Genomic DNA, 12,439 nt, shown 5'->3' with positions numbered 1-12,439 from the left:
AAATATTACGAACCTCGAAATATACGGGAGTGGAATTAATTGTTGCAATATGAACACTTTTTAGACTTACTGCTAGATAACGCCAAGAAACTTTTCTATCCTGAAGAATGGGTAAGCCTTGATTTAACACTTTCCAAGACAGAAGTATTTTGTTTACTTTGGATGGAGCGAAATACAGATATTACAATGACAAAAATTGCTGACCTTCTTGATATACCGATGAGTACAACGACAGGTGTTGTAAATCGCCTTGTAAAAAAGGGGTATATTGAACGGTACCGTGATGAAAACGATCGACGCATTGTATTAATTCGTTTAACAGAAAACGGCGTAATGCTCGTTCAAGAAGTAAAACAAAATGCAGCCCATTACTTTAGCCTAGTGACAGAAGCATTGTCAGAAGAAGAAAAAGCATTCTTACTACAAATCTTCCAAAAAATTATGAATCACATTGCTACGTCACAGCAAAAAATAGAAGAAAAGGTTTCTACACCTAGAATGAAAAACATTCCGATTGAATAAAGTGAAACTTTAATCAGTGAGGGGTTTTCTCATCCCTCACTGATTATTAGTTGAACCAATCGGGCATTTACGGACAGTTGCCCCCCCACCTAATTTCTTTGCTCCAGCCGAATTTTTGGACGGAAGTCTTACTGCCCGTTAATGCGGGATAAAGCCCTAACTGGGTTTTTATTCACTTAAATACTTCGATGTTCGTAATATTCGATAACCGAAACAAAGGGGATAGAATGATGAGAATTATTTTGTATACAGGTAAAGGCGGCGTAGGAAAAACTAGCATTTCAGCAGCAACAGCACTTCAAAGCGCAAAACAAGGATTAAAAACATTAGTAATGAGTACAGATCCTGCTCATAGTTTAGGAGATTCATTTGGTATAAAGCTATCTTCTGAGCCATTAGAAATTCGCGAAAACTTGTGGGCACAAGAGATTAATACGATTTATGAAATGGAAAAAGGCTGGGGAAAGTTACAGAAATACATTACCTTGTTATTCACTTCCAAAGCAGCTGATGATATTACAACAGAAGAATTAACGATGTTTCCTGGTATGGAAGATTTAATTAGCTTACTTCGCGTGCTCGATTATTATAAAAAAACACATACGACGTTATCATCATTGATTGCGCTCCAACAGGAGAAACATTAGCAATGCTTAGTTTTCCAGACATGCTCGGCTGGTGGATGGAAAAATTATTTCCTATTAAAAGAAAAGTTTTAAAAGTCGTTCGTCCTGTAGCTCAACCACTTCTTGGTGTCCCCCTTCCAACCGATGATATTATGGACGAATTAACAAATACACTTGAACAGCTTGGAGAAATGAGAGATATTTTATCGAACCGAGAAATAACAAGTATCCGCATCGTTGTAAATCCCGAAAAAATGGTCATTAAAGAAGCTCAGCGTAGTTTTACTTATTTAAATTTATACGATTATAACGTAGATGCCATCATGATTAACCGTGTCATCCCTAACACTGTCACCGATCCTTATTTTCAAGCATGGAAAGATACGCAAAAGAAATATAAAACATTAATTCAAGATAGTTTTCAGCCGCTTCCTATTTACGAAGCTCCCATGTTTGAACAAGAAGTTGTTGGTTTACCTATGTTAGAGCGTGTAGGCAATGCTTTATTTAAATCCGATCCCTCTCCTACTGAAGTGAAATTCAATGGTCGCACACAATATGTGAAAAAAGATGGCGATGAATATATTTTCGTTCTGTCCATCCCCTTCTCAAACAAAAGTGAACTTTCATTAAATCAAAAAGGTGATGAGCTTATTATTCGAGCCGGCTCTGTTAAACGTAACATCACATTACCAAAAACATTAACACACCTTTCTATTCAAGGAGCCAAGTTTGAAGAGGATGTACTAAACATTCGATTTGGAGGTGTGGTGCATGCATGAGGAATTACTACGAAAAGTAATTCGGACAAAAGTAAGAGTCGGTATGCGTATATTAGAAGAGCTACCTACTCCAATCCAGCAATCAGCTAAGCAAATGCTAAGTATTTTGCAAGAGGAGCTAGCTGCTTATCCGAAAGAACGAGAGCATCATGAAGATAATTTAAAAAGTATCATAATTGAATAATCATCTCTGTATAGAGGGCCTTTTTAGGCTTTCTATACTTTATTGGAGTGATATAAGTTGATAAAAAAACATTCCACTATTACGCTTTGGATCATTCCTTTATTATTTTTCATTCATAACCTTGAAGAAGCTTTCCAAATGCGACAATATCTTGCTAATCAATTTTCAATTCATCTTATAACTAGCCAACAATTTTTCATTGCCATTTCCATATTAACAATCTTCGTCGTACTTATCGTCTTTCTATATCAACTAAACTTCTTGTCTTCTATATACTGGATTATTTTTATACAAGGGGCCATTTTCTTTAACGCAGTGCAACATATTATTTTGTTTTTGATTTATCGCTCCTATAATCCTGGCGTAATATCCTCAGTTTTCATTGTTATCTTTTCTATTTTCTTTTTTTCATCCAAAAAACAATTAATTCATAAAAAGCAATTCGTAATTACACTCATTTTCAGCTTACTTTCTTATCCCATTATAATTTGGATTACCTTACTATTCGCTAGCTGCTTTCAGTAATAAAAAAAGACCAGGAAAACTCCCGGTCCATCACTCTACTTAACAAACATTGGATTCTACGTTATACAAAATTGGAAGGTACAAAATTAGGGTTTTGTTTGTTAAGTAGATTATATGTTGAACGAACTAACAGCGGAGGGGTTCCTTCTATTAGTTCATTAAACCCAATGATTATTTTACGATTTTTTCAAGCTCCTCAAATGAAAGATCTACTGAAATTGAACCATCCTTTGTTTCTTTCTTAACTGCATCTGTTACTTCTTTTGAATGATATAATTCAATTACTTTTTTCAGTGTTGGATCGTCTTTATCTTTCGTACGAGCTGCGAAAATATTAATATAAGGCTTCGCATTTTCATTCTTTGGATCTTCTAAGAAAATAGGATCCTTCGCTGGATCTAATCCAGCTTGACCAGCCACACCGTTATTAATAACTGAAGCAGCTACATCTTTTAATACACGAGGTGTTTGCTGTGCAATAACCGGTGTAATTTTTAACTTCTTCGGATTTTCAGCGATACCACTTGGATCCCCAAATAGACCAAAATCTTTTTTAAGTTTCAATAACCCCGCTGCATCAAGAAGTTTTAATGCACGTGCTTGGTTCGTTGGATCATTTGGAATAGCAATTTCTGAACCATCTGGGATTTCATTTGCTTTCTTATATTTTTCAGAGAATAAGCCCATTGGTGCAATTTGTGTTGTACCGACAGCTGTAATATCTAACTTATGCTCCTTTTTAAATTGCTCTAAGAAAGCAATATGCTGGAATGAGTTTAATTCAATATCTCCATCAGCTAACGCTTTATTTGGCGTTGTATAATCAGAGAACTCAACCAGTTTAATTTTAATTCCTTCTTTTTCAGCTTTTTTCTTCAAAATTTCCCAAACGTCTCCATCCGTTCCAGTTACACCGACGCGAACTACTTTCTCTTTTGCTCCTGCACCTGTGTCTCCACCCGAGCAGCCGCTTAGTGCTGAAATTCCTACAATCGCTGATAATGCAAATGCTAAAATTTTCTTCATTTTCTTTTCCCCTCTTCCTTTTTATGATCTGCGTAAAAACACTTTCGCAAAGTAGTTTCCTAAATTTTGAGCTATCTGTACGAGAATAATAAGTAAAACGACCGTTACGAACATAACTGATGTATCAAAACGTTGATAACCATATGTCATCGCTAAGTCACCAAGACCACCACCACCGACAAGCCCAGCAACTGCAGAAAATTCAATTAAACCAACTGTCATAAACGTAACACCTAAGATCAATGGTGCTAACGCTTCTGGCACGAGAATTTCAAAAACAATTCTAAGTGGTGAAGCGCCCATCGCTTGTGCAGCTTCAATTACTCCTTTCGGAACTGAGACAAGATTTGTTTCAACCATTCTAGCAATACCAATAGATGCCACTAACGTCATTGGGAAGATTGCTGCCGCTGTTCCAATCGTCGTTCCGATCACGCTTCTTGTTAGTGGGCTTAAAGCTACTAAAAAGATAATGAATGGAACTGGACGAATTGTATTAATGATGACGTTAAGAATAGAAAAAACCCATTTATTTTCTAAAAAATTACCTTTTCTCGTTACATATAAAAGTAAACCTAGAGGTATACCAAGAATTATAGCGAATATAAGGGTTACAATTACCATTAAGAGGGTGTCCCCCGTCGCATCTAATATGCGAGGCCAAAATATACTCCAATCAACTCGCATGAGCTTCTACCTCCTTCAGCTTCACTTGCAGTCTTAGATGTTGTAATGCTTTTTGAATTTCCTTCTGTTCACCTTGCAATTCTACAAGAAGATTTCCAAATAGCACATTTTGAAGTTCAATAATATTTCCGTACAGTACATTTACATCGACGTTATAGTTTTTTGCGATATATGATAGTACCGGCTGTCCTGTCTCCTCACCAGTAAAAGTTAAGCGATAAATCTGACCACCATTTTGAATTTTCGCTAGAACACTTTCTGGCAAGTGGTCATTAATAACAGAACGTACAAAGTTTTGAGTTGTCTTTGTTTTTGGTTGTGTGAAAACATCAAACAGTTTTCCTTCTTCAATAACTTTTCCCTTCTCCATTACAGCTACACGGTGACAAATTTCTTTCACAACATGCATTTCGTGTGTAATAAGAAGAATTGTTAAATTATATTCACGATTGACTTTCTTTAATAAGTTTAAAATCTCTGTCGTTGTTTCTGGATCTAAGGCTGATGTTGCCTCATCACATATAAGTATATCTGGTGATGTTGCAAGTGCCCTAGCAATCCCAACACGTTGCTTTTGTCCGCCTGATAACTGCTCCGGATAATAGTTTGCTTTATCTTCTAGCCCTACAAACTTCAGCAGTTCATTGACTCTTTCTTTTATTTCATTCTTTGGTACTTTCGCTAACTTTAATGGATAAGCAATATTCCCAAACACTGTTCTTGAATTAAATAAATTAAAACTTTGAAAAATCATCCCAATTCTTTGTCTAAGTTTCCGTAATTCTTTCGTTGATAAGGATGTAATATCTTTATCATCTATTGAGATCGTTCCTGCAGTCGGTCTCTCTAACATGTTTACTAGGCGTAATAACGTACTCTTTCCAGCACCACTAAATCCGATAATGCCAAAAATTTCGCCCTTCTCAACTGATAATGTTACATCCTCCACAGCATGAACAGATTGCCCACCTGATTCATATACTTTACTTACGTTATTAAAAGAAATCATTTTCTTCCCTCCTATATGCTGTAAAAACTAGAAGTAGAGCTTTCGAGGTAAAATAAAAAGTGCTCTCCTTCTTATCAGTAATAAAAGATAAGAAGGAGAGCACTTATATGTACTCGTTCACATCTTCTCATCTTCCAAGCCTATAAAGACTTGCTGGAGTTAGCACGGTATTAAAAAACCCGTTGCTGAGGTATCGTAGGGCCAGTCCCTCCACCTCTCTGGATAAGAATGTATCGATTTAATTGTCGTTTAATTAATTCTCATTATAGAACTCAGAATAGTGAGAGTCAATACATTTTTTAGAAAAATATTAATTATTTCTTTATTAAAATTTTCAAATAAAAATTCATAATAAAATAGTAATCTTGAAGGTTATGTAAAATTCTTCTCCCTCATATTTTTTAAAAGGATTATTTTTTCTATGAATTGAATACTATTATTTGAATATGAAATCAGAGGAAGGTGAATATATGAAAACAGCTCTATTACTCGTTGATATCCAAAATGATTATTTTCCAAATGGAAAGATGGAATTGCGCAATCCGGTAGAAGCAAGTGAGTATGCCAGTGAGCTACTAAAACACTTTAGAATGAACGGCGGACCTATTTTTCATATCCAGCATGTAGCAATAAAAAATGATGCTACTTTTTTCCTACCTAATACAGAAGGTGTCCATATTCACGAGAATGTCCGTCCGCTTAGAGAAGAAACTGTTATACTCAAACATTATCCAAATAGCTTCCGAGAAACTAATCTTTTAGAACAATTACAACGTTTAGACATTGAACACATCGTCATATGCGGGATGATGACTCATATGTGTATTGATGCTACCGTAAGAGCTGCTTTTGATTTCGGCTTTCATTGTACCGTTATACACGATGCTTGTGCTACAAAAGATCTTTCTTTTAAGAATGCTACTATACCAGCTGTTTATATTCACAATACAATTTTGGCCAGTTTAAATGGAGTATATGCAAATGCAATGAGTACAGAGGAATTTTTGGTTACAAAAAAACACTCCATTCAGTGAGCAAAACCGAAAAGAGTGTTTCTTGTCAAACCATAGATTTTCTTTCAAATTGTATTATACAGGAAATTCTTAAAATGAATACTAAAAAATGTGACTAATAAATCAACTTTTCCCGTCACTTTATTTCTATTTACATGTTTATCCCGCTATTAATAGGGTTTAGCTCGTCCTCTTCGAATAATAGTAATATATGGGATTCTAATTTAAAAGGAGCTCTTCACATTCTGTGAAAAGCTCCTCTACTATTTCTTATAAAGTTTCAGAAGTAGTTTTTGCTTGCATGTGAAGTGCTAAGTAATCTGGGCCACCAGCTTTAGAGTCTGTACCAGACATGTTAAAGCCACCGAATGGTTGGTAACCTACGATTGCACCAGTACATCCACGGTTGAAGTATAAGTTACCTACGTGGAAGTCTTCACGTGCTTTTTCAATATGGTCGCGGTTATTAGAAACAACTGCTCCTGTTAAACCGTATTCTGTATTGTTTGCAATTGCAAGTGCATGATCGAAGTCTTTTGCTTTACAGAATGCTACTACTGGTCCGAAGATTTCTTCTTTCATTAAGCGAGCATCTTCTGCAACATCAGCAACGATTGTTGGTTGGATGAACCAGCCTTTAGAATCGTCTCCTTCGCCACCTGCTAGGATTCTACCTTCTTCTTTACCAATTGCAACATAGCTCATTACTTTATCGAATGCAGCTTGGTCATTAACAGGACCCATATTTGTACCTAATACAGCTGGGTTATCAACTGTTAATTCTTTTGTTAATTCAACAGCACGATTTAATACGTGATCATATACATCTTCGTGGATTACAGCACGAGAACATGCAGAACATTTTTGTCCTGAGAATCCGAATGCTGATGCAACGATAGATTTAGCTGCTAATTCAAGATCTGCTTCTTTATCAACAACGATTGTATCTTTACCGCCCATTTCAGCGATAACACGTTTTAACCAGATTTGACCTGGATTTACTTTCGCTGCACGCTCATAAATGCGGATACCTACATCACGAGATCCAGTGAAGCTTACGAAACGTGTACGAGGATGATCTACTAAGTAGTCACCAACTTCAGAACCATTACCTGGCACGAAGTTTACTACGCCAGCTGGTAAGCCAGCTTCTTCTAATACTTCCATGAATTTCGCAGCTACTACAGGAGTTGTACTAGCTGGTTTTAGTAATACTGTGTTACCAGAAACTAAAGCAGCTGTTGTCATACCTGCCATAATTGCGAATGGGAAGTTCCAAGGAGAAATGATAACACCTACTCCTAATGGAATGTAAGAGAAACGATTATATTCAATTGGACGGCTTTCTACTGGAATACCGTCTTTCAATTTCAACATTTGACGAGCATAATATTCCATAAAGTCGATTGCTTCCGCTGTATCAGCATCTGCCTCATTCCATGGTTTACCTGCTTCTTTTACAAGGATAGCAGAGAACTCATGTTTTCTACGACGAACAATTGCTGCAGCACGGAATAAAATGTCTGCACGCATTTCTGGTTTTGACTTTCTCCAAGTTTGGAATGTTGCATCCGCTACTTGCATTGCTTTTTCAGCTAATTCACGGCTTGCTTTTGAAACACGACCAACAAGTTCCTCTTTATTTGCAGGGTTTACAGAAACAATTTTATCTTCTGTAGTGATTTTTTCTCCCCCAATAATTAATGGATAGTCTTGTCCAAGATAAGATTCTACTTTCTTTAAACCTTCTTCAAACGCTAATTTGTTAGCCTCTACTGAAAAATCTGTAAATGGCTCATGTTTGTATGCTACTACCATTCTTTTTAGCCTCCCCTTAGAAAAACGTTTACATTTTACAACATTATTCTACACGATAATTTAGATTTATTCAAATATTCCTAGACTTATATTTTAAAAATTAATAAATTTTTAAAATATAATAAAAAAAGAGATTCATACATGCGTATGAATCTACAAAATATGAGTATATTCCAAAACATTTTTTCCGATCAATAATATAGTAACTAATAAAAATAAAGTCCTTACATATCCAACGCCTTTTTGAACTGCAAACTTCGATCCAAAATAAGCACCTAAAATCATTGATAATCCCATAATAATACCGTATTCAAAATGAATTATATCTAAAAATAAAAAAGTAATTAAAGATACGATATTACTAACAAAGTTCAAAAGTTTTCCAGATGCCGCTGCTTGAATAAAATCCAACCCTATTAATAAAAATGCAAAAATTAAAAATGATCCTGTCCCTGGTCCAAAAAAACCATCATAAAACCCTATCATTAAAATAACAAAGAAAAATATTAATGTTTTCCTTTTCGTCATCTTCTTATAGGTAGATACGCTTCCCCAATCCTTTTTTGCAATAATATAAATGGCAATAAACACCAACATTACAAGTACTAATGGACGTAAAATATCCGGTGGAATAAATTTTACCACTAAAGCACCTGCGACCGCTCCAATAATAGTTAATGGGATTAACTTTCCTACAATTTTAAAATCGACTTTTCCTGATCGAATAAAATAAATTGCACTCGTAAACGTCCCCATCGTTGCAGCTAATTTATTCGTTGCAATTGCCGAAGCTGGTGACAAACCGACAAACATTAGTGCAGGAAGCGAAATTAATCCTCCACCTCCAACAACTGAATCAATAAAAGCTGCTAAAAATCCGAATGCAATTAATAAAATAATGACTTGAAGACTTAGTTCGTCCATGACCTTTACCCCTTATCCCCTTATTTATAACATTTAAAATTATAACAAAATTCCTCAAGAAAAAAAGCTGTTCCTTTGTGGAACAGCTTTTATCTTTAATCTAAAATTTTTACGAGTGGCTCATCTTGCTTCGCTTCACGTATAATAATCGCTTCTGGACGTTCTACAGATTTAATCGTTACTTGTACTCTCATATAATTTGGGAAGTATTCCATAACAAGCCCTGCTACATATTGTGTAAAACCAATTATTTCCGCTTTTCCATTAAACTGGACAGGAATATCCAGCTTCATTTCTTTTAATTCCTCGTCTCTATACATACCAGTACCGATAACAGCGGAATAATCGCCTTGGAAATAATCGCTTAGTTTTGCTTTGAAGTTAGATACCCTTGCAAGATCTTCACGCTTATTGTCTGTTTTTGCTTGTTCAGACGGGAACAAATAGTATTTCTCGTTAATTTGTTTCCAATCTTCAACCGTTTCACTACCTTTTTCCACATTAGCATAAGAAACAAAGTTTCCTGGCACAAGTGCAGACTTTGGAGATTGACGATAAATCGCAAATGTAATCGGAACGTTTTTTATGTCGGGCTTTTTTTGGTGCATAACTTTCAAGATTTCTTGCGCCATTTTTTTCCCTTCAGCTAACATTTTTTCGTCCTCGATTTTAGCCTCACGCGGATAACCATGCTCTTCATTAAAATATTGAACAGAATTCATTGCTAAACCAACTACAATACCACCAAGTTCAACATCTTTATCGCCTTTTTTCACATAATAATTATGCTCTAAAATATTTGTAATATATATTGGATTTTTTTTATTTTTCACTTCTAGTGATTCTGATCCTTCGCCTAACGCTGGATTGAGCCCTATATTCGGAAATTTAACTGCATCTTTTTTTAATTTGCTCTCTAGTTCCTTTTGTTCGGCATCTGTACGCTTTCTTTTTACAAGCATTTTTACGGTTTGATCATCTAGAGTACTTCCACCTTTAAAGAAATAATCTTTCGTATTAAATGATTCTTTTGCAATACGCATTAATCCTGTTTCAAATTCATCTATATCAAGACGATTATTTAATCCCTGCACAACTAATCCACGTGCAGATCCTGCATCAAATGGAACAGTCGTCTTATAATATTCATCCGAAATAGCATACTTCGGAACGACTGCTTGCTCTTTTGCTTTCCCTGATTTCTCAGCCACTTTTTCATCTTTGTCGGCACCTGCGCTACAACCACTTACAAGTAGGCCAAGACTTAATACCGCTAATGCTATTTTTTTCATGGTAAGTTTGCACCTCTTACTTATTTAGCTCTTGTAAGAACCTCTCTTCATTCCAAACTTCAACATTGTGCTTCTCTGCTTGCGCTAATTTTGAGCCAGCAGCTTCACCAGCAACAACTAAATCCGTACTTTTACTAACACTTCCTGTTACTTTTCCACCTAATGCCTCAATCTTCTTCTTCGCTTCACTGCGTCCCATCACTTCTAATTTCCCAGTTAAGACGACAGTTTTCCCTGCAAAGTAAGATTCAACATTTTGTAAATCTGCACTTTTTATGCCTTTGTATGTCATGTTCACGCCATACTCTTTAAACTGTTGTAATAGCTCTAATACATCTTCATTATCAAAATATGTCACAACGGATTGCGCCATTTTTTCTCCAATTTCATTAATTGATTTTAGCTCTTCTTCCGTCGCTTTCACAAGTGCATCCATCGTTTCAAAATGCTCTGCAAATGTACGTGCTGCTTTCGCCCCGACATGGCGAATTCCAAGGCCAAATAATAATCGCTCTAACGAGTTTTCCTTCGAATTCTCAATTGCTTGTATTAAATTTGTTGCTGATTTTTCACCAAAACGCTCTAGCTGTAGTAATTGTTCTTTCGTCAATGCATATAAATCTGCAAACGTACGAATATAATCTGCATCAAAGAGCTGTGTGATGACACGCTCGCCAAGTCCGTCAATATTCATTGCATTTCTTGAAACGAAATGAATTAATCCCTCGCGAATTTGGGCAGGACAAGTTGGATTTATACAACGAAGTGCAACCTCTTCTTCTAAACGAACTAGTTCACTCTCACATGCCGGACAATGCGTTGGCATGCGGTATTCTTCTTCCTCACCAGTACGCTTATCAAAAATAACGTTCACAACCTCAGGAATAATATCTCCAGCCTTTTTCACAACAACGTAGTCACCAATTCGAATGTCTTTTTCACGAATTAAATCCTCGTTATGTAAGGAAGCACGACGAACGATCGTACCAGCCACTCGTACTGGTTCTAACTCTGCAGTCGGTGTTACAACCCCTGTACGGCCAACACTTAATTCAATGCCCGTTAATCTCGTTACAACTTCTTCAGCCGGGAATTTATAAGCAATCGCCCATCTTGGACTCTTTGCAGTAGTTCCTAGGCTTTCTTGAAGAGCAACATCGTCTACTTTTATAACGATCCCATCAATCTCATAATCAAGATTCGGACGTTTTTCCTGCCATTCTTCTACATAAGCTATAACCTCTTCAATTGTTTCACATGTACGGCGATTTGGATTTGTCTTAAACCCCAGTTCACCTAAGAAATCAAGTGATTCGCTATGCGATGAAATTGTTTTTTCTTCTACATTTGCAAGACCATATACAAACATGGATAGGTTACGCTTTGCTGCAATTTTCGTATCAAGTTGACGTATTGAACCTGCTGCCGCATTACGCGGATTCGCAAATACATCTTCACCGTTTTGCTCTTTTTCTTCATTTAGTTTAACGAATGAACGCTTCGGCATATAAGCCTCGCCTCGCGCTTCTAACGTTACCTCTTCATTTAATCGAAGTGGAATTGCTTTAATCGTTTTCAAGTTTTGGGTAATATCTTCACCTGTTATACCATCACCACGTGTTGCACCTTGAATAAAGCGTCCTTTTTCATAATGAAGTGAAACAGCAAGTCCGTCAATTTTTAATTCGCATATATATCTTACATTCGCATCATCAATTCCTTGACGTACTCTTCGGTCAAAATCACGCAAATCTCCTTCGTTAAATGCATTTCCTAAACTTAACATCGGTGACTTATGCGTTACTTTTTCAAATATATCAAGAACAGTTCCCCCAACGCGCACGGAGGGAGAGTCTTCACTCATGAACTCTGGATTCTCTGCTTCTAATTTTATAAGCTCCTGCATATTACGGTCATACTCCGCATCAGAAACAGAAGGATTGTCTAATACGTGATATTGATAGTTAAATGTATTTAACAAATCACGTAGTTCTTCTATACGTTTTTTTGCTATCTCTTTTGACATATCCT

At 36.1% G+C, this 12,439-nt stretch carries 11 protein-coding genes, 1 pseudogene and 1 riboswitch; of the genes and pseudogenes, 5 read left to right on the top strand and 7 right to left on the bottom strand.

What is annotated here, in order from left to right:
• The first annotated feature begins 39 nt into the window (after positions 1-39).
• From ACUN26_RS25745 to ACUN26_RS25730, 4 genes and pseudogenes are all read left to right on the top strand, one after another.
• Positions 40-522, top strand: a complete 483-nt coding sequence (locus ACUN26_RS25745; RefSeq protein ID WP_000942480.1) for a MarR family winged helix-turn-helix transcriptional regulator — start codon at positions 40-42, stop codon at positions 520-522.
• Between the two features lie 227 nt (positions 523-749).
• Positions 750-1,930, top strand: a pseudogene (locus ACUN26_RS25740) (ArsA family ATPase).
• Positions 1,923-2,114: a DUF3926 domain-containing protein gene (locus tag ACUN26_RS25735; protein WP_000544097.1), complete on the top strand. Its 192-nt coding sequence runs from the start codon at positions 1,923-1,925 to the stop codon at positions 2,112-2,114. The pseudogene ACUN26_RS25740 and the gene ACUN26_RS25735 overlap by 8 nt, the downstream one beginning before the upstream one ends.
• A gap of 57 nt (positions 2,115-2,171) precedes the next feature.
• Positions 2,172-2,639: an HXXEE domain-containing protein gene (locus ACUN26_RS25730; protein ID WP_002037859.1), complete on the top strand. Its 468-nt coding sequence runs from the start codon at positions 2,172-2,174 to the stop codon at positions 2,637-2,639.
• A 171-nt stretch (positions 2,640-2,810) separates the two neighbouring features.
• Here the strand turns inward: ACUN26_RS25730 and ACUN26_RS25725 are convergent, their stop codons facing one another.
• From ACUN26_RS25725 to ACUN26_RS25715, 3 genes are read right to left on the bottom strand one after another with little or no spacing between them, the layout of a single operon-like run.
• Positions 2,811-3,665: a MetQ/NlpA family ABC transporter substrate-binding protein gene (locus ACUN26_RS25725; RefSeq protein WP_000721581.1), complete on the bottom strand. Its 855-nt coding sequence runs from the start codon at positions 3,663-3,665 to the stop codon at positions 2,811-2,813.
• Between the two features lie 21 nt (positions 3,666-3,686).
• On the bottom strand, positions 3,687-4,352 hold the full coding sequence (locus ACUN26_RS25720) for a methionine ABC transporter permease (protein WP_001261855.1): 666 nt from the start codon (positions 4,350-4,352) through the stop codon (positions 3,687-3,689).
• On the bottom strand, positions 4,342-5,361 hold the full coding sequence (locus ACUN26_RS25715) for a methionine ABC transporter ATP-binding protein (protein ID WP_000622986.1): 1,020 nt from the start codon (positions 5,359-5,361) through the stop codon (positions 4,342-4,344). Before ACUN26_RS25715 ends, ACUN26_RS25720 begins: the two co-directional genes overlap by 11 nt.
• Before the next feature lie 124 nt (positions 5,362-5,485).
• Positions 5,486-5,590, bottom strand: a riboswitch (SAM riboswitch).
• Between the two features lie 241 nt (positions 5,591-5,831).
• Here ACUN26_RS25715 and ACUN26_RS25710 point away from each other — a divergent pair.
• Positions 5,832-6,395, top strand: coding sequence for a cysteine hydrolase family protein (locus tag ACUN26_RS25710; protein WP_000844920.1), 564 nt, complete (start codon positions 5,832-5,834; stop codon positions 6,393-6,395).
• Positions 6,396-6,644: 249 nt separating this feature from the next.
• Here the strand turns inward: ACUN26_RS25710 and pruA are convergent, their stop codons facing one another.
• The 4 genes from pruA to ligA all read right to left on the bottom strand — a co-directional run bounded on the left by pruA (position 6,645) and on the right by ligA (position 12,434).
• Positions 6,645-8,192 carry an L-glutamate gamma-semialdehyde dehydrogenase gene (gene pruA / locus ACUN26_RS25705; protein WP_000259542.1) on the bottom strand — a complete coding sequence of 516 codons (1,548 nt, stop codon included), beginning with the start codon at positions 8,190-8,192 and terminating at the stop codon, positions 6,645-6,647.
• 153 nt (positions 8,193-8,345) lie between these two features.
• Complete coding sequence (locus tag ACUN26_RS25700; RefSeq protein WP_000343983.1) at positions 8,346-9,116, bottom strand: TSUP family transporter; 771 nt, start codon at positions 9,114-9,116, stop codon at positions 8,346-8,348.
• Positions 9,117-9,211: 95 nt separating this feature from the next.
• Complete coding sequence (locus tag ACUN26_RS25695; protein ID WP_000717025.1) at positions 9,212-10,408, bottom strand: CamS family sex pheromone protein; 1,197 nt, start codon at positions 10,406-10,408, stop codon at positions 9,212-9,214.
• A 16-nt stretch (positions 10,409-10,424) separates the two neighbouring features.
• Positions 10,425-12,434: an NAD-dependent DNA ligase LigA gene (ligA, locus tag ACUN26_RS25690; protein ID WP_000031436.1), complete on the bottom strand. Its 2,010-nt coding sequence runs from the start codon at positions 12,432-12,434 to the stop codon at positions 10,425-10,427.
• Positions 12,435-12,439: the final 5 nt, after the last annotated feature.

Source organism: Bacillus sp. WC2503 (assembly GCF_052682895.1).
Note: the sequence above shows the minus strand (reverse complement) of the source record. Positions and strands in the feature narration are given on the sequence as shown.